The sequence below is a fragment of the Roseivivax sp. GX 12232 genome (genome assembly GCF_021272185.1).
In the GTDB taxonomy this organism is placed as follows: Bacteria; Pseudomonadota; Alphaproteobacteria; order Rhodobacterales; family Rhodobacteraceae; genus Roseivivax.
Window position 1 is genome coordinate 1 of sequence record NZ_JAJSEC010000017.1, and the last position, 16,571, is coordinate 16,571.

The following is a 16,571-nucleotide window of genomic DNA, read 5'->3' on the forward strand; positions in this document are numbered from 1 at the left end:
ACTCGGGTATCTTGCCTGGCGCGATCTGACCGACCACCGGCTGCCGGATGCGGTCACCCTGCCGCTACTCGCGGCGGGCCTCGCGTTGGCCGCGCTCATGCCCGGGCTGGAGCTGCGCGCAGCGGTGCTGGGCGCTGGAGGCGGCTTCGCGGTTTTCTGGGCAATCGGGGCGTGGTTTTTCGCACGCCACGGGCGCGAGGGCCTCGGGCTGGGCGATGCGAAGCTCTTCGCAGGGGCGGGCGCCTGGCTCGGCTGGCAGGCGTTACCGAGCCTCTTGCTGATCGCCTCGCTCGGCGGCCTGGCCGCCGCTCTGCTGCGGCGCGGGGGGCGGGGGACGGAGCTGGCCTTCGGCCCCTGGTTGTGCCTGGGTTTTGCGCTGCTCTGGGGGGCGCGGCTGGCGGGCTGAGCGCAGACCTTGGCCGGCCCTGGGGCGCCTCCGGGCCACCCAACTTGGGCTTTTCAGGCAGTAAGTTTGACCTGCTTCCGGGAAACTGGACCGCCGAAACTGGGAATTTTCTCGTCATGTCCCCGGCAGGCAGAGCGTGGAAGATCGATAAAGAAATCGAGGTTCAGCAAACAGCAGATTGCATTCATTTTGGAGCAGGCTGATGACGGACTCAGCGTTGAGGAGGTTTGCCGGAAGGCCGGAATTTCGCAACAGACATATTTCAGTTGGCGTAAGAAATACGGCGGGTTGATGCCGTCGCAAGTGCGACGACTGAAGCTGCTGGAGGAGGAGAACGCACGCCTGAAGCGGAAGGTCGCGGACCTCTCGCTCGACAAGGCCATCCCAGCATAGACCTTCTTCCAGCGGTAGAACGTGGCTTCCGCCACGCCCATCTACCGGCAGATCTCGCCAACGTTCGTGCCGGCTTCCGCCTGCCTCAGCGCGAACACGATCTGCTCAACAGTGAATCGTTTCTTCGGCATCTGGGCACTCCTCTCGCTTCCGAAGTGTGCCCAAAAATTCGCAGTCGGAACGGACCAGTTTCAGGGGTCAAGACCAAGCGCCATTCATACTTTGCACAGACACTACGCCAACCCGCAGCGCCAGCCGGGAAGCACGAGTTCGACCCACGAGCTGCCCGCGTTGCGACCGCGTTGCAGTCTACCGCCATGAAGCTGGGTGATCTTCCTCGCCAAGGGCAGTCCCAAACCGAGCCCGCTAGTTTTGCGTGTGCTCAGGTCTTGGTAGATAGCGAAGGGTCGGTCTGATCGATTGAGTTGTTCCTCGGAGGGGCCTTCCCCTTCATCTGAACAGACGATGCGGAGCGTCTGGTCTTCACCTCGCGTCGCAAAGAGCTTGATATCGCCCCTTCCATGGGTCACGGCGTTCGTCACAAGGGATGACAGGGCGACGCACAACTGCTCTCCGTCCCCTTTAATCGTCTGGACCTCATCCGAACAATCCGTTCGAACGTTGCGATGCGACGCCGTGATTATCGGGCTGATTGGAGCCACGACGGCATCGAGCAGGTCCCGGCATTGGATAGTTTCTTCAGCGATCATTAGTTCACCGCTCTGAAGATCGGAGAAGCGCATGACATGTTCGATCAGTCGTTGCAGATGCTCGCCAGACGCGATGACCGCGGAGATTGCCTGGTCTGACAGATGCGTAAGTTTCTGAGGGTCGATCTCGATCTCACCAGTGGCGCTCGCACGGAGAAGCCGGGCATTCCCGAGGAGCACTGTGAGCGGCGTACGAAACTCGTGGCCGATTAAGTTCAGAAATTCCTGTCGCGCGTCGCTGACGATTTTCTGGCGGCTCACCGATTTGTCGCCCGAGCGCCTCTGGTGCTGGGTCTCGATATGCTGGGCAACCTCGGCTGCCAGGTTTTGGAGCGCGGTGATCTTCTCTTGCGACGGCGCCTCGTGGGGCGAGACGTCGAGGGCGCAAACGCTACCAACGCGGAACCCCGATCTGAGCACGATCGGCGCGCCGGCGTAGAACCGAACATTAGGCGCCTGCATGACGGCGGGGTGGGCGCTGAACTCTTCATGTTTGAGCGTGTCAGGTAGAATTAGAGGTCGGTCCGACATGATCGTCCGCGAGCAGATCGAATAGTCGCGTGGCGTCATCTCCAAATTGATCCCGGTCTTCCCAAGAAACCACTGATGGTCGGCTTCGACGATCGATACCAGGGCGGCTGGCGTGCCGAACATATCGGCGGCACGCTCCGCGATATCCTGAACGTACGCGTTGCTGCTTCGTTCAGGATCGACGACTTCACGTAGTTCCCGTAGACGCGCGTGTTCGTTCGAAGCAAAGGGGAAGGTAATGGCTGAGCGCGTCATCGGACATACCTCAAACATAGGTGCTCAGAGCGGAAAACGCGAAGATGCGTTTTCGAGTTCCTGAGGCGCCTGTGCACATTGAGAAATCATCAAACGAGCTCAAATTTAACGGGCGCGTTCGCTGTGGACAGCCACTTGAGACCTCATTCTGCCGGCTGGCAACATTGCAAGATTTTCTCAGAGACAGCGGTCAAGTTTTCCAGGAGCAGGTCATATTCGAGATGACAGGTGGTTTTCAGCGGCTAGCCTGAGCGGCAGCTTCCATCGTCAGTCGAGAAGTGTTTGGCCTACACGGCGAAGTTCCGGTTTCGCCCGAAGTGACCATAGTGGCTTCCGGCCGATTGTGTTGAAAAATCCCGTCTGCGGAATGTGACGCTTTCGACGTTGATATTGGCCGCGGTCGTCCCTCACGCCGGGGCGAGCGGCGTGTCTTCGTTTGCGCCACTTAAGCGCCTTTAAGGTGCTAATCGAGTTCTAGGATCGCGTGCTCCGCCTGTTCGGCCCACGACTTGGGAGATTATTCTGGGATGCTTAGGAAGAATGCAGAGGAAGGTGAGGATCGCTATCCATTCACAGCGAGTAGAAGGTTATCGCAGACAACCTGATTGACACTGAATGCCCGAAGATGCGCAGGTCATGAGCGGGCACAGGCGATGCCTGCGCCTACGACCGGAAGGAGGCGTTCATGAAGCAGATGCTGTCTGGGGTCTGGGCGCTCCTCCTCGGAATAGTGCTGATCATGCTCGGTAATGGCATGCACTTTACCCTGCTCGGCCTCCGTGGCGGCATCGAAGGGTTTTCCTCGACCGAGCTCGCCATCGTCACCTCGGGCTACTTCGCTGGCTTTCTGTCGGGCGCGCGGCTGAGTCCAGTGATGATCCGGCGCGTAGGGCACGTCCGCGTCTTCGCGGCGCTCGGCAGCTTCATGTCGGCCGGCCTGATCGCATTCCCCCTGCTGACCGAGCCCTGGGCCTGGACAATCCTGCGAATCCTGATCGGCTTCTGCATGTCTGGGATCTACGTCACAGCCGAGAGCTGGTTGAACGACGCCTCAACTAACGAGACCCGCGGCAAGGTGCTGGCCGCCTATATGATCGCGCAGACACTAGGGATTATCGGGGCACAGGGCCTTCTGACGCTGGGCGACGCGGCCTCCTCGGCACTGTTCATCGGCGCCTCGATCCTGGTTTCGGTGTCCTTCGCGCCGATCCTCCTCACTGTGACGCCGGTGCCGGCGGGCCAGGTCACCCGGCCGATGTCGCTGGCCGCACTCTTTCGCGGCTCACCTCTCGGGACGGCGGGGATCTTTCTGCTCGGTGGGGTCTACGCCACGCAGTCTGGTATGGGCGCGGTCTTCGGCACCCAAATCGAGATGAGCGCTGCGCAGATCTCGCTTTTCGTGGCGATGCTCTTTGCCGGCGCACTGGTGCTGCAATACCCGATCGGCTGGCTTTCTGACCGCATGGACCGGCGTAAGTTGATCTTCGTCGCTTCGGTGCTCGGCACGGCCTTCTGCGCGGCGGGCTGGATGGCTGGCACCGACCTCTGGGCCTTGATGGCCGCAGCCTTCCTGGCCGGAGGCGTGACGACGCCGCTCTACGCGCTGTTCCTCGCATATACCAATGACGCGCTCGCGCCCGAGGATATGCCGGCGGCGTCAGGCGGGCTGGTCCTGACCTTCGGGATCGGCGCGATCCTCGGGCCTCTAATCGCAGGCTGGACGATGGAAAGCTTCGGCCCCTTCGCCTTTTGGCTCACCCTCGGCACGCTCTTCGCGGCCATCGCACTTTATGCACTCTACCGGATGACCCAACGTGCGACAGTGCCGAGCGAGGAGACCGAGAGCTACCTTGGCGTCGTCCCCACTGCCTCTCCTGTCGCGGTAGAGGCGGCCGGCGCCTGGTCTGCGGAACAGGCCGAAGCCGAGCGCGAGAGAGAAAGTGGATCAGACCCGAGCACTCGTTGATCTTGCGCGATACAATTCAATGGATCAGGAACCTGTGGTCGATCCGGCGCCTTCGCCCCGAGAGACAGGAGGCTGCCCATGCACTCCCTCACGCGCATCGCCTCGGCCGGTTCGGCCGCCACCGCCATCGCTTTCGGCCCTGCGCGGATCGGCTTCGGCCTCTTCCTACCACAGTTCCGCGAGGCCTTCTCACTCTCGACACCCACCGCGGGGGTCATCTCGAGCCTCGGCTTCGCGGCCTTCTTCATCGGCCTTGCCTGCTCCTATCGACTAATCGCCCGTTCTGGGCCGCGCGTTCCCATCGTCTGTGGCATGGTCGCCGCCGCGATCGGTCTTGGCACTGTCGCCGCAGCGCCGAACGCAATCGCCCTCGCCTTGGGTGTCTTTCTCGCAAGCGCCAGCGCCGGGTTCTCGTGGACGCCGTTCAACAACGCCGCGCAACGCATCCTCTATGATGGTGACCGACCCGGGGCGCTGACCGCCATCAGTTCTGGCACCGCCGTCGGCGTACTGCTCGCAGGCCTTCTTGCATTGTCGCTCGCGGTTTTCGACTTCGGCTGGCGGATCGCTTGGACGGTTTTCGCCCTGGCCGCGGCGATCGCTGCGCTGGCCAACCTCTTCGCACTCTTCGACACCGTGGAGCCCGCGGGTGAAGCGCCCCCACGCAAATGGGGCGAACTTGCCACGCGGTCGGCGCTCCCGCTTTACATCGTCGCTTTCTCCTTCGGTCTGACCAACGGGGTTTACGTTACCTTCGCCGCCGACCGGGTGGCGGACCACGGAGGCCTGGTCAGCCTCCCCTCACAGGCCAGCGGTGCGGTCGTCTTTTGTGCTTACGGGGCGATGGGGCTCCTCGGCCTTCTGACCGCGCGGCTCAAGTCCGCGATCGGCCTGTCGTGGCTCCTGCGCGCGCTCAACATAGGCGCAGCTCTGTCCATCGCGATCATAGCCTGGGCACCAACCTCATAGCTCGGCGTGATCGTCTCGGCGGGTCTTCAGGGCGTTTTCGTGATAATGGTCAGTGCGGTCCTTTCGCTGTGGTCTGAACGACTCTTTCCCGATTTGCCAGCGCTCAGCTTCACCGTGGCGCTGCTGCTGACGGGCGCAGGCAACATCGTAGGTCCAGCGGTCGCGGGCGCGGCATCGTCGAGCTTCGGTCCTGCTCCAATGCTGCTCGGCACGGCAGCGCTGGCTCTCGCGACCTCGTTCGTGATGAAGTCTGGCATCATCCGAGAAAAGGCCACGCCTGCGGTTGCCGGATGACGAAGAGTAAATGGCCTCGCGTTGAAGGTTGTGACGTGGCGATGACTTGTCGCGAATGGCAGCCCCAGGGATTATTTCGTATCGGTCGGGCGAAAATCGGCCAGAAAACTGGTCTGTTCATGACGCCTCAGATATTGCGGAATATCATCTCTCGAAACGACACGGATCGATGTTTGCAATGCGGTTCAAGCAAGAAGAAAGACTGAAAAATCGAACGCCAGTTATCAGTTACTGCATCTCAGAGTGAAGAGGTCGAACATTAGGCCTGTTGATACTCGTCCGCACCGCCCAGAGACTCACCGGAAGTGCGACGACAAGCCCTGCGAACTCGCCCCAGACACCAGCCCGATCACCGTAACCCGATAATCCATCGACAATTCCAATGATAAACTCGGCAATAAAACCGGTAACCAGCCCGCTTAATAGGCGGCGCCAAATCATGCTCCACTAGATTGGCGAAATTTCACTATACGCCACGAGCAGTCTTCGCTGAGTCTTGACATTCCAAATTCTCTGCCGATCCAAAAGTGTAGGTGGGCTGCCACTCGCCCTTCGCCGCGATTATGGTGTCGGACCGTCTAACGAACCTCAATACACTACCAGTGACCGTCAGCTCAGGGCCGATCGTCTTAGCGTGCCGCCATGCCGCGAGACAGGTGATAAAGACCAGCCATCGGCCGGGCTCCAACGACCTTTCCGGATTGTCTAAACACCATTGCCGAGCGGATCCGCTCATACCGGAATAACGCGAGCGCACCGAAGCCGGCGTCAGCCCCTCTCATGCACTCACCTCTTTGAACACATCCGATATCACCCGTCGCAGCCATTTCTGGCCGGGCTCGCGCTCGGTTCTCAGGTCCCAGCAAAGGTCAAAAGAGAACACGACCTCTTCGAGCGGCAGCGGCGCAGACCGGAGCTGACCGAGCCGCGGATCGAGCGAGAAAAGCCGTCTCGGCGCAATGGCGATCAGGTCGGAATTGGCCACGATGTCGGGAATTTCGAACCAGCTCGCGACTGTCATGGACATGTGGCGCCTGAGCCCGCGTGCGGCGAGAGCGTCCTCGATAACCGTAGTGCCCGTGGCAGATTGCGAGAGCTTCACATGCGGCAGCTCGGCATAGAGCTCGGCGTTCATAGGTTCCGCCGCGCGGGGATGGTCGCGGCGCATCAGAACCACGATCTCATCCGCCAGCAAGCGCTGGGAGCGGACCATCTCGGGTTGCAGACGCCCCGGAGTCAAGCGGACCTGCATGTCGACGCGGTCCCAGACGCTGTCGGTCGAAATAGAGAACGGCAGGATCTCGAACGAGATGCCAGGAGCCTCGGTCTGAAGTCGCTCGGCCAGGCGCGGCAGGAGGAACCCGGCGACGTAGTCGGCGACCTGCAGGGTGAAGACACGTTCCGCCTTGCGAGGTTCGAACTGGTGCTGAAGCGAGATCGCCGATGAGATGAACCCAAGGCCGTGCTCGATATCGACATAGAGCTCCCGCGCCCGGTCGGTCGGGCTAACCCCGTCGGCCGTGCGGAAGAACAATTCATCGTTCAGCATCACTCGCAGCCGAGCCAACGCATGACTCACCGCAGATGGGGACAGTCCGATCTCCTCCGCCGCGCCCGCAATAGAACCGCGGTTCATGATCGCGCGAAATATGACCAGGAGGTTCAGGTCGAATTTGCGAAGGTTCACCATGGCCTCACCGCAGAAGACCGACTATCGAAAGCGTTACCTGCGGGACGAAGGCGACGAGCAGCAGCACCGCGATCATGACCCCCAACATCGGCATCAAGGGTCGGGCTATCTGGCCGATCCGGAGACCGCTGATCGCAGCCCCCACAAAGATCGTGTAGCCGAAAGGCGGAGTGGCCATACCGATGGTGAAGTTGATCGCCACCATCGCGCCGAATTGCACTGGGTCCATGCCGAGCTGTTCCCCGATTGGCACCAGGAAGGACGCCAGGATGATCATCGCAGCAAGATTGTCCATGACGCAGCCGATCACCAGAAGGAGCACGTTGATCATCAAGAGATAAAGCGCAGGCGTGCCGGCAAACCCCTCGAGGGCCTGGGTCACCTGCCCGGGGATGCGCTCGAAGGCCATGACCCAGCCGAATCCGTTCGCGAGGGCAATGACGAACATCACGATGGTCATCGTCTTGAGCGACCCGAGCGTGACCGGCAGGATGTTTGCCAGCGTGAGCTCGCGATAGACGCCGAAGCCCAGAATAAGGGCGAAGACGGCAGCGACGATGGCCGCCTCCGTTGGAGTGACAATGCCGCCGTAGATGCCACCCAGCACGATGATCGGCCCGCACAACGCCCATTTCGCGGCATTGAACGCAGCCCAGACCTCGGCGCGGCTTGCCTTGGCCTGGGCCGGGATGCCGTGCTGGCGCGCGTGCAGCCAGCACAGCGCCATGAGCCCCAGAGCCAGCAGCAGCCCCGGCAAGATCCCGGCGAGGAAGAGCTGGCTGATCGAGGTTTCCGACATCACGCCCCAGACGACCATCGGGATTGATGGCGGTAGCATCGGTCCGATAATCCCGCCCGCGACCGCAAGCGCGGTCGCGAAAGGCCGCGAATAACCACGCTTCTCCATCTCCGGGATCATGATCGCGCCGATTGCGGCGGTCGTCGCCGGGGCGGAACCCGAAAGCGCGGCGAAGAAGGCCGCGGCAAGGACCGCAACCATGCCCAAGCCCCCTTTACGGTGGCGCACCAGCACATCGGCAAAGCCGACAAGACGCCGCGAAATCCCGCCCGCGGTCATAAGATCACCTGCAAGGATGAAAAACGGGATCGCCAGAAGCGAGAAGGACTGCGTGCCCGAAACCATCCGTTGGGCGAAAATCACCATGTCGATATCGGCTGTCCAAAGCGCGCCGATAGTCGCCAGCCCGATGGCGAAGGCGAGCGGCACGCGCATGATTAGCATGAGCGGCAGCCCCAGTGACAAGACGAGAAGCGTGGCGTTCATCTGGAGCCCTCACAGGGTGCGATGAGCCGGGCGACACCGTGCAGGACAAATAGAGCGCCGCAAATCGGCACCGACAGGTAGAGCGTTTCGATCGGTATCTGCAGCGCCGCGGTCTTCTGTCCGCTGGTGCGCTCGACATAGGCGATGCCCGCAAAAAGCGTGACCCAGCCGAAGAGGATCGCAAGCGCCGCAACCCAGCGATCGGCCCAGAGATTCAGCCGTTCAAACCGGCTGGGAATGGAGTCGATGGCGACATGAAAGCCCTCGTGCAGTCCGACCGTCGCGTAGAGTAGGACAAGCCAGGCGAAGAGGATGATGGCCAGCTCCTCGGTCCAGCTGGGCGGAGCACCAAGAAAGTAGCGCATGAGAACCTGGGTCACCAGCAGCCCCAGCATGACGAAGATGATCGCGGCGCAGAGATAGGCCACAAGCCGCGCAGTAACGCGGCTTGTGGTGGAGACCAGGGCGGCTCCCTGGTGAAAGACAGAGATCCAGAAGCTCACTTCGTCGAGACGGCCTGAAGCGCGCTGTCCAGGAGCTCTTGGCCAATGGTCGGCGCGAAGCGCTCGTAGACCGGGGCGACCTTGGCGCGGAAGGCGCTGACGTCGTCGATATCGTTGATCTCCATGCCCTTGTCCTTGAGCGCCGCAACCACATCGGCCTCTGCAGCCGCCACGGTGCGGCGCTGCTCGGCAATGGCCGAGCGGCCAGCGTCGACAACGGCCTGCTGTAGGTCTTCGGGCAGGCCGTCGAAGGTGCGTTCGGACATCAACAGGTGGATCGCCGAATATGTGTGGCGGGTGAAGCTGAGATACCTCGTCACTTCGGCGTAGTTGTTGGAATTGACGACAGAGGCCGGGATCTCCAGTCCATCGACCGTGCCTTGCTGCATCGCGGTAAAGACCTCCCCCCAGGCCATTGGCACCGGGCTCCCGCCGAGCGAGGAGAACATCTCGATAAAGACCGGGTTCTGCATGGTGCGATATTTCACGCCTTCCACGTCTTCGGGGCCGCGCACAGGGCGGGTGTTGTTGATCATGTTGCGAAAGCCGCCCTCAGCAGCGCCGAGCGACACGACCCCCTCATCGCGTAGGTTTGCGGCCAGCTCCTGGCCCACGGGGCCGTCGAGAACTTCATGGGCCTGTTCGGCGCTGCCAAACAGGAAGGGCAAGTCCACCAGCTGGTAGGTTGGCTCCAGGTTGGCCACGACCGCGTTGGTGATGATTCCGAGATCGATCGTACCGAACTGCAAACCTTCGAGGATTTCCTTGTCGTCGCCGAGCTGGCGATTAGGAAAGAGCTGCACCTCGACGCGACCGTTCGTGGCTTCTTCGAGCTCTTTCTTGAAGGCATGGGCCGTGATCGCATAGGGGTCGCTCGGGCTGTCAGCGGTCAGCCAGGCAAGCTTCAGTTCGATTTCTGCGGCATGGGCCGCGCCGGCAAGCGCGACTGAGGCAAGCGCCGCGCCGAACACTCTGCGCGTGAAGGTCGTGGTCATCAGGTATCCTCCCTTGGATTGCGCCTTGAGGCCCCGAAACGTCACCGGCCCAGGCGTCCCTATGGAGCCTAACTGCGCGCACCGCGATGCAAACAGTGCATAGTTCGCATCATAACCTGCACATGGTGCAGCATGTCATCTGCAATCCGTGCAGCATGCCTTGAAAGAAATGAAATTCTCTCTTTGCCCTCGGCGCCTTAGTCTCTCCTGCCACACGCCGGACACAAGCGCACCGGCACAGCGGAGGGGCGACATGCCAGCAAACAGGATCGACACCCAGCCATTTGGAGACGACCTCGTCTGGCCCGAAGGTCGCCGCATCGCAGTGATCTTCAACCTGGCCTATGAAGCCTGGTCGGAGGGGGCGACCTCAGGTGTCGGTCCGATGGGAAATCTCCTCGCGGACGGGCTATTCGACCCCAACGCCGACTGCTACGGACGCTACAATGCGACCCATGGCATCCCGCGTCTTGTCTCGATCCTCGAACGGCACGGCATTCCCGCATCACTCATGACTTCTGGTCTCGTCGCCTCGGACCATCCACAGACGCTGCGCGACTTCGCGGCGGCCGGCCATGATATCGTGGCGCATGGCTTCGCGCAGGACATGGTCTTCCCAACTCTATCCGCTGGCGAGGCAGAGCATTCCATCGTCGAGACCACGGCTCGGATCGAGGCTGCTCTCGGCCAGCGGCCCGCGGGCTGGATCAGTCCGCGCGTTACCTCGGGACCCTCGGTGCAACATAGACTGGCCGAGCTGGGTTATGCCTGGCATGGCGACGTGATCGACGACGATCGTCCTTATGTCCAGCGCTTCGGTGCAAGCAACATCCTGGCCATACCGATGTCGGTCGAGTTCAACGACTTACCACATGCGATGCGCTTCGGTCGAACGCCCGGGCAGTTCGTGGAATTATTTGGAACAGCGCTCGAGGGGATCAAGCGTCAGCCGCCGGAAACGATCATCCTCGACGTATTCGCGCATGGCCATTGTTACGGCCGTCCCGCCGCGGCCTGGGCCATCGACGAGATCGCCCGGCTTTGCAATGCGGACCGGGACCTCTGGCTCACCACGCGGAGCGAGATCGCGGCACATTGCGTTGATGTGCGCCGGAATGCGGCCTGAAGGAGGCTCGCAATCTGCTCCTCCGGAGGCTTTCTGAAATCGGCGCCGCGATCTTGCACTATTGCCAGACCACAGGTTGCGATCCATCCGTCGATCATGGATCTTCTAAATAAGTGCCTGTCGGCTTTAGCGCCAGTCGCGCGTGTGACTTGCAGTCGGCGCTGAAGGCCGCCATGTATGTCTGGAGTGCGCCCCTGCGGGTGGACAGGATCAGGCGGCAGTTTTGACCCTCGCGCGGGCGTGGCGGTCCTCTTACTTGGCGGGACTGAGATACCCCAGTGCTGAGTGTAGGCGGCGGGTGTTATAGGCTTCGATGAAGCGCGGAACACCTGCGGCGACCTCCTCGAAGGTTTCATACTCCATCAGGTAGGCACCCTCCACCTTCAACGTCTTCATGAAGCTCCCGGCTTGAGCGTTGTCGTATGGATTGCCGCGGCGGCTCATCGACCCGTAGAATCCGCGTTTAGCGAGAGCCCCGCGATGGAGTTCCGACGCGTACTGAGATCCGCGGTTCGTGTGGAACACGCAGCCGGGCAAGGGGTGCCGTTCCGATATTGCGTTCTGGAGCGCTCTTACCGCGAGGCGCGCATCGATCCCGCGGCCGACAGCATGGCCGACAACGCGGCGGGACCATGCGTCGAGTATAAGCGCGGCGTAGACGAACCCTCCAGGGATGGCGATATAGGTCAGGTCGGCGACCCAGAGCTGGTCGGGGCCGTACGCCTGGAACGCTTTGGCGATGAACGGAAAGATCGGCCAGCCATGGTCGCTGTAGGTCGTGCGCACGAAGCGTCAGCGCCGCCGCGGGTTCAGGTCGTTCTCCCGCATAAGTCGGCGCACTTTCTTTGCGTTGACGACAAGCCCCCTGTGGCGGAGTTCGGCACCGACACGACGGTAACCGTAGCCCTCGAACTCGTCGGTGATCGCCTGGATTTCCGCGATTATCGCCGCGTCGCCAGGCTTGGGACTAGGGTCGGCGTAGAAGCTGGACCGGGCGACACCCATCAGCTCGCACCTCCGCCGGATTGAGAGCCCGCTCGATCGGCGATCCCTGACGTATGCCCGCTTTTCTGCGAGCGTCCTGAGTGCTGAACCCCCTTTAAAAACTCGATCTCGAGCGCCTGGCGTCCGGCCAGCCGCTCGAGCGCGGCGATCCGCGCTTCGTATTCCGCCATCAGCTCGGCCGCCGCAACGTCCTCGTCGAGAGCGCCAGCCTCGGTCTTCTCGATCCAGATACGGATAAGGTTGCAGGACAGGTCGTGGTGCCGGCCGAGCGCATGGAGCGTCTCGCCGCCATGATACTCGGCGACGAATTGGCGTTTGAATTCAGTGCTGTGACTGCGGTGGCGTCTGGGCATGGGCCTTCATCCTCTGAAAGCCCGCGAGGGGTCAATTCAACCGATCCGGCTGGTCCACCCGCAGGGGCGCACACCAATAGGGGGGTGAAGAATGCGTGCCGATTGACAGCTTGATAGCATTTCGTAGGACTGCAGTGCGGTATTTGCGAAGCTTTAACAAATATGGCGATAGGCGGCTTCGTCCGCGGTTCGGTCGCTGCTCCCGATGGTTTTGCTGTGCGGCGTACGAACCTACCAGATCCACAGCTGCCATGCGCATGAAAAATGGCCGCGCCACAGTGAAGATTCCGCAACGGGCTCAATTCGGCCCTCCGGCGCCGCGACGAGGGCGCGCGCCTTGTAATTTCGCGCGCGTGTTGCTCCCGGCCCAGAGCGGTCTTTTTCGGAAAGGTCGGTTGCTAATATGCAGAACGCCAAGGCTGACTTGATGCCGTCGCAGAATGTGGCGTCGTCGACGGGTGAATTCAGTTTAGACGTCCGAGAGCGCTATTTGCCTCCGCCCCCGAGATACGACCGTCTAGGCGATAATTCTTTTCAGAAATGTTTGAAGGCCCGACATGTATTGCGCCTTCGTTCATCAAGAAGGCTGTCCGTCATGTGCATGTCTGAGGTCTGCGGGCAACTCTGACAACTGGAAGGATAGCAGGGCGGGCAAGGTAAGCGTCGAAAGGTCGGACACGCGCGCCCCGGTGTAGTAACCTGCTTCGTGTAACAGGTTCACTGTCCCGATGAATTGGCCGCAAACGACTACAGGTAGGTTCACGACAGAACCGAGGCCCATACTCTCGATCTTCACGTGGTCCGCCAGAACATCCGAGAACTGCTCTACAGAGTTCGCGACAAAAGTCTTGCCCTGGGAAATGACTAGCTCGGTCCAGCGAGTCGGAACTATCTCTTTCAGGCCCGAGGTGGGATAGTTTTTTTCGTCGTTTGAGTATACTCGCGCGGCGACCCAATTCGCGCCAGGTGCTTTCCGGAAGACAGAGCAGGAAAAGAGGATATGCCCGATTGTGGCCTGAGAGTGCTTTTCCAAGGCAGGGAAAAGGCTGGTCCAGCCTTTCCCGGCGACGACATCTGCAAATTGGGTCAGTGGGTCGACGGCGTTAAGCAAGGGTCAGAAGCTCCTTCGTATAGGATGTCAGGCATTCGTGGCCATCTTCGGTGATAAGGATGTTGTCTTCGATGCGGATTCCGACCTCAGCCTCGCGGTAAAGACCCGGTTCGACCGTGAAGACCATACCCGGTCTTTGCGGGGCGCCGTTCGCTCGCGCGACCTGCGGCGCTTCATGTACTTCCCGGCCAAGTCCATGTCCGGTCTTGTGCAAGATCAGTTCGGAATAACCTGCGGCCGAAAGTACATCGGTCGCCGCGGCATCAACGTCGCCTATTTTGTTTGCCGGCATTGCGGCCGCTTTTCCGGCGGCATTGGCGGTAGCGATGGTTTCGTACAGGCGTGCATGGTCGTCTGAGGCATGCGCGCAAAAAACCGTGCGGGTGATGTCTGCATGCATGTTCCCGAAGCTCGCCCCGAAATCTATCAGTAGGGCATCGCCGGGCTGCACGACGCGATCGCCTGGGCTGCCATGGGGGTTGGCTGAATTCGCGCCGGTCAGGACGATGGGATCGAAGGCGAAGCCGGTGGCGCCATGGGCCAGCATCGCGGACTTGAGGCGGGCGGTGATTTCAGCCTCACTGCGTCCACCTATACCGGCGTGGTGGACCTCGCCCAAAGCGGATTCGCTGATCCCGATAGCGCGGCGCAGCTCTGAGATCTCGGTGGCATCCTTGAGCAGTCGAAGCTCCGCCAGAACGAGGTCAGCGTCGATTATCGCCGCCGCGTCCCAGTGGCGTAGCAGGGCGAGATACTCGGCGGCGCGCATCCGTAACCCTTCGATCCCGAGGGGCGTGTCAGTGCCGATCGCCTTGGCCAGCGCCGCAATCGCGTTCGAGGGGCCTTCCGCATCGGTCCAGTAGAAGGTTTCTGCCTCTGGCATGGCGGCGGACCATTTCTGGCGTTCGAGCGACGGCATGACGGCAAGGCAGCCGCCCTCGCATGTGAGCACGAAGAGTGTTGCCCGCTCCATAAGGTGCAAATGCACGCCGGTCAGGTAGGAGAAGTTCGGGCCGGGCACGAAGGCCAGTGCGCCAATGCCGGCATCGGCCATGATCGACCGGGCGCGCGTCATGCGGGTCGAAAGGAGTGTCATGCTCCTTCCTCTTCCGATCGGGTGCTCGGGCCAAGCGTCATTTCGTGTCCGAAGCGCGGTCCGAGGCCGCGCTGGATCACGTCGACCTCAAATAGTATCGCGTCGCGGGTCGCGGCATCGCTTTCGTCTGCTTCACCAGCCAGCACCGCGTTAGAGATGGACTGGAGCCGGCGGATCGCCTCAAGCCGGTCTTTGCCGGAGAGGTGCGGGAAGAAATACAGCAACTTCGTGCGGACGGAGGCGTCTTGGGCTTCCAAGAAATATTTCTCGAGGAAGCGATTCCGCGCCAGGGAGGCAATGTGGCGGAAGAATTCCAGCTGCACATGGAACGCGGCCTCGTCCTCTCCCTGTTCCAAGGCGTTTGAATAGTCAGCGACGAAGGCGTCGAGGGTGCTTTTGTCTGCTTGCCCTTGAAGCGTCGCCGCCCGAACCATGCCGCGCGAAAGTAGGATCAGCGTGTCGGTGAAGGCAGAAAGATTGAAGAGAGAGAGCGGCGCAACAATGGTCGTTCGGTTCTGCAGAAATTGGACGAACCCTTCGTTCGACAAGAGCAGCAACGCCTCGCGAATCGGGGTGCGCGACACCTCAAACTGTCGGGCCAACGCAACCTCATCGAGGGCGGAGCCCGGCTCGATCCGCAGCCACTGAATGTCTTCGCGCAGCCTTTCGTGCACCAGCAATGCCCCTCGTTTTTTCTTGGCGGGGGAGTGCTCGGTCGTTGCTTTTTTTGCCGTCGGTTGAGCCATCTTCACGTCCTGCATAAAGTTTGCATAATTTTATCTTGCATTAAGTTTGCATAAACCGCAACATCGAGGTGAACGGAGTAACCGAAAAAGTCCAGGGAGACCCACAATGACTGTCCTGAGGAAGACCCTTCTCGCCAGCGCCGCCGCCGCCGCAATGGCGGGCTCTGCCTCCGCTGAGGGCATGATCGCCTATTTCGCTTCGACCTCTCAGAACGGGTTCAACCAGGCGACCTTCGAAGGCGTACAGGAGGTGGCGGAGGCCCGTGGATACGGTGCCGAAATGATCGATGGTCAGTTCGACGCGGCAGTGCAATACGGCCAGATTGAAGATGCACTCGCTTCTGACAAGTATGTCGGGATGATCGTAGCGCCCAATGACTCGGTCGGGATCGCGGGTGCTTTCGAACAGGTCGTCGCCGAAGGTATCCCGATCGGTGCGGTCCTTTTCCCCATCGGTCCGGACCTCAACACGCTCGAACCTCAGGTCGACGGGATCACGGTGACCGCCGCCTCCCCGCCCGTGCCCGGCGCCACGTCGCAGGCCGAGGATGTGGTCGAGCATTGTGCCGACAAGGCCCCCTGCAACGTGGTCATCATCATCGGTGCCAAGATTTTCCCCTTCGACAACCTGCGCCTGGAAACTTTCCAGCGAGTCCTTGGTGAAGAAGATAACATCGACGTGGTCGCAGTCGGCGAGGGCTGGTACGCGCCCGATCCCAGTCTGCAGGCGATGACCGACATCCTGCAGGCCAGCCCTGACGTGGACGTTGTGCTGTCCAATGCGGATCAGCATCTCGTCGGAGTTGAAATCGCTCTCGAAGCAGCCGGGATGGACGTCTCCGACGTCTACCTCTCGGGCGGCGGGGCGGCGGCCATCGCCATCGACGCAATCCGCGAAGGACGCTGGGACGCGACGCTGGCTTATTTCCCCAAGACCATGGGGGCCCTCGCGATGGAGCAAATCGCCAACGCCATCGAAGGCAAGCCGGTCAACAGCATGATCAACATGGACGAATCCGGCCCCATCGAAGCGATGATCGACGCCGAGGTCCTTGAAGCCAATCCGGACTTTTCCGGCGAGTGGGAACAATAAGACGCGAAACCGGCCAGCGCGGCATTCGTGCCGCGCTGGCCTGA

The 16,571-nt window shown here is 61.3% G+C and carries 18 protein-coding genes and 1 pseudogene; 7 read left to right on the plus strand and 12 right to left on the minus strand.

Translation table 11 applies throughout. The annotated features are described in order from the left end of the window. A partial coding sequence (locus LR948_RS18205; RefSeq protein ID WP_232755513.1) for an A24 family peptidase occupies positions 1–406 on the plus strand: 406 nt, incomplete at its 5' end. 147 nt (positions 407–553) lie between these two features. Further along, positions 554–784: pseudogene (locus tag LR948_RS18210) on the plus strand (transposase); the annotation flags it as partial. A gap of 56 nt (positions 785–840) precedes the next feature. Here LR948_RS18210 and LR948_RS19065 read toward each other — a convergent pair. Together LR948_RS19065 and LR948_RS18220 are read right to left on the minus strand one after the other, a co-directional pair. Continuing rightward, positions 841–930, minus strand: a complete 90-nt coding sequence (locus LR948_RS19065; RefSeq protein WP_370635008.1) for a transposase — start codon at positions 928–930, stop codon at positions 841–843. Positions 931–1,032: 102 nt separating this feature from the next. Then, positions 1,033–2,295, minus strand: a complete 1,263-nt coding sequence (locus tag LR948_RS18220) for a GAF domain-containing sensor histidine kinase (protein ID WP_232755514.1) — start codon at positions 2,293–2,295, stop codon at positions 1,033–1,035. Positions 2,296–2,980: 685 nt separating this feature from the next. Between LR948_RS18220 and LR948_RS18225 the strand changes: the two genes are divergently transcribed. From LR948_RS18225 to LR948_RS18235, 3 genes are all read left to right on the plus strand, one after another. After that, positions 2,981–4,261, plus strand: coding sequence for an MFS transporter (locus LR948_RS18225; protein WP_232755515.1), 1,281 nt, complete (start codon positions 2,981–2,983; stop codon positions 4,259–4,261). A 78-nt stretch (positions 4,262–4,339) separates the two neighbouring features. Continuing rightward, entirely contained in the window at positions 4,340–5,230 is an 891-nt protein-coding gene (locus LR948_RS18230) for an MFS transporter (protein WP_232755516.1), read from the plus strand. Positions 5,231–5,275: 45 nt separating this feature from the next. After that, complete coding sequence (locus tag LR948_RS18235; protein ID WP_232755517.1) at positions 5,276–5,524, plus strand: hypothetical protein; 249 nt, start codon at positions 5,276–5,278, stop codon at positions 5,522–5,524. Between the two features lie 778 nt (positions 5,525–6,302). On the opposite strand, the gene LR948_RS18240 is transcribed toward LR948_RS18235, so the two are convergent. Genes LR948_RS18240 through LR948_RS18255 form a run of 4 tightly spaced genes read right to left on the minus strand, consistent with a single transcriptional unit; the run spans position 6,303 to position 9,997 of the window. Beyond that, positions 6,303–7,214: a LysR family transcriptional regulator gene (locus tag LR948_RS18240; protein ID WP_232755519.1), complete on the minus strand. Its 912-nt coding sequence runs from the start codon at positions 7,212–7,214 to the stop codon at positions 6,303–6,305. A gap of 4 nt (positions 7,215–7,218) precedes the next feature. Further along, complete coding sequence (locus tag LR948_RS18245) at positions 7,219–8,499, minus strand: TRAP transporter large permease (RefSeq protein WP_232755521.1); 1,281 nt, start codon at positions 8,497–8,499, stop codon at positions 7,219–7,221. Next, complete coding sequence (locus LR948_RS18250; protein WP_232755522.1) at positions 8,496–9,002, minus strand: TRAP transporter small permease; 507 nt, start codon at positions 9,000–9,002, stop codon at positions 8,496–8,498. The genes LR948_RS18245 and LR948_RS18250 overlap by 4 nt, the downstream gene beginning before the upstream one ends. Continuing rightward, complete coding sequence (locus LR948_RS18255; RefSeq protein WP_232755524.1) at positions 8,999–9,997, minus strand: TRAP transporter substrate-binding protein; 999 nt, start codon at positions 9,995–9,997, stop codon at positions 8,999–9,001. Before LR948_RS18255 ends, LR948_RS18250 begins: the two co-directional genes overlap by 4 nt. Positions 9,998–10,250: 253 nt before the next feature. On the opposite strand from LR948_RS18255, the gene LR948_RS18260 reads away from it, so the two are divergent. Then, positions 10,251–11,123, plus strand: a complete 873-nt coding sequence (locus LR948_RS18260; RefSeq protein WP_232755532.1) for a polysaccharide deacetylase family protein — start codon at positions 10,251–10,253, stop codon at positions 11,121–11,123. A 252-nt stretch (positions 11,124–11,375) separates the two neighbouring features. Here the strand turns inward: LR948_RS18260 and LR948_RS18265 are convergent, their stop codons facing one another. The 6 genes from LR948_RS18265 to LR948_RS18290 all read right to left on the minus strand — a co-directional run bounded on the left by LR948_RS18265 (position 11,376) and on the right by LR948_RS18290 (position 15,434). Continuing rightward, on the minus strand, positions 11,376–11,909 hold the full coding sequence (locus LR948_RS18265) for an IS3 family transposase (protein WP_232755534.1): 534 nt from the start codon (positions 11,907–11,909) through the stop codon (positions 11,376–11,378). Positions 11,910–11,915: 6 nt separating this feature from the next. Next, positions 11,916–12,128, minus strand: a complete 213-nt coding sequence (locus LR948_RS18270) for an IS3 family transposase (protein ID WP_232755536.1) — start codon at positions 12,126–12,128, stop codon at positions 11,916–11,918. Beyond that, positions 12,128–12,481, minus strand: a complete 354-nt coding sequence (locus tag LR948_RS18275; RefSeq protein ID WP_232755537.1) for a transposase — start codon at positions 12,479–12,481, stop codon at positions 12,128–12,130. Before LR948_RS18275 ends, LR948_RS18270 begins: the two co-directional genes overlap by 1 nt. Before the next feature lie 577 nt (positions 12,482–13,058). Beyond that, a complete protein-coding gene (locus LR948_RS18280) occupies positions 13,059–13,592 on the minus strand; it encodes a GAF domain-containing protein (RefSeq protein WP_232755539.1) in 534 nt (177 codons plus the stop codon). Continuing rightward, complete coding sequence (locus tag LR948_RS18285) at positions 13,585–14,688, minus strand: Xaa-Pro peptidase family protein (RefSeq protein ID WP_232755541.1); 1,104 nt, start codon at positions 14,686–14,688, stop codon at positions 13,585–13,587. The genes LR948_RS18280 and LR948_RS18285 overlap by 8 nt, the downstream gene beginning before the upstream one ends. Then, positions 14,685–15,434: a GntR family transcriptional regulator gene (locus tag LR948_RS18290; protein ID WP_232755542.1), complete on the minus strand. Its 750-nt coding sequence runs from the start codon at positions 15,432–15,434 to the stop codon at positions 14,685–14,687. Before LR948_RS18290 ends, LR948_RS18285 begins: the two co-directional genes overlap by 4 nt. Before the next feature lie 106 nt (positions 15,435–15,540). Here LR948_RS18290 and LR948_RS18295 point away from each other — a divergent pair, with 106 nt between their 5' ends. Continuing rightward, positions 15,541–16,527, plus strand: a complete 987-nt coding sequence (locus LR948_RS18295) for a sugar ABC transporter substrate-binding protein (protein WP_232755545.1) — start codon at positions 15,541–15,543, stop codon at positions 16,525–16,527. Positions 16,528–16,571: the final 44 nt, after the last annotated feature.

Bases quoted from the DNA above. Each gene is read 5' to 3' on its own strand.
- LR948_RS19065 (WP_370635008.1), bottom strand. From the start codon at position 930: ATGCCGAAGAAACGATTCACTGTTGAGCAGATCGTGTTCGCGCTGAGG.
- LR948_RS18220 (WP_232755514.1), bottom strand. From the start codon at position 2,295: ATGACGCGCTCAGCCATTACCTTCCCCTTTGCTTCGAACGAACACGCG.
- LR948_RS18225 (WP_232755515.1), top strand. From the start codon at position 2,981: ATGAAGCAGATGCTGTCTGGGGTCTGGGCGCTCCTCCTCGGAATAGTG.
- LR948_RS18230 (WP_232755516.1), top strand. From the start codon at position 4,340: ATGCACTCCCTCACGCGCATCGCCTCGGCCGGTTCGGCCGCCACCGCC.
- LR948_RS18235 (WP_232755517.1), top strand. From the start codon at position 5,276: ATGGTCAGTGCGGTCCTTTCGCTGTGGTCTGAACGACTCTTTCCCGAT.
- LR948_RS18240 (WP_232755519.1), bottom strand. From the start codon at position 7,214: ATGGTGAACCTTCGCAAATTCGACCTGAACCTCCTGGTCATATTTCGC.
- LR948_RS18245 (WP_232755521.1), bottom strand. From the start codon at position 8,499: ATGAACGCCACGCTTCTCGTCTTGTCACTGGGGCTGCCGCTCATGCTA.
- LR948_RS18255 (WP_232755524.1), bottom strand. From the start codon at position 9,997: ATGACCACGACCTTCACGCGCAGAGTGTTCGGCGCGGCGCTTGCCTCA.
- LR948_RS18260 (WP_232755532.1), top strand. From the start codon at position 10,251: ATGCCAGCAAACAGGATCGACACCCAGCCATTTGGAGACGACCTCGTC.
- LR948_RS18270 (WP_232755536.1), bottom strand. From the start codon at position 12,128: ATGGGTGTCGCCCGGTCCAGCTTCTACGCCGACCCTAGTCCCAAGCCT.
- LR948_RS18275 (WP_232755537.1), bottom strand. From the start codon at position 12,481: ATGCCCAGACGCCACCGCAGTCACAGCACTGAATTCAAACGCCAATTC.
- LR948_RS18285 (WP_232755541.1), bottom strand. From the start codon at position 14,688: ATGACACTCCTTTCGACCCGCATGACGCGCGCCCGGTCGATCATGGCC.
- LR948_RS18290 (WP_232755542.1), bottom strand. From the start codon at position 15,434: ATGGCTCAACCGACGGCAAAAAAAGCAACGACCGAGCACTCCCCCGCC.
- LR948_RS18295 (WP_232755545.1), top strand. From the start codon at position 15,541: ATGACTGTCCTGAGGAAGACCCTTCTCGCCAGCGCCGCCGCCGCCGCA.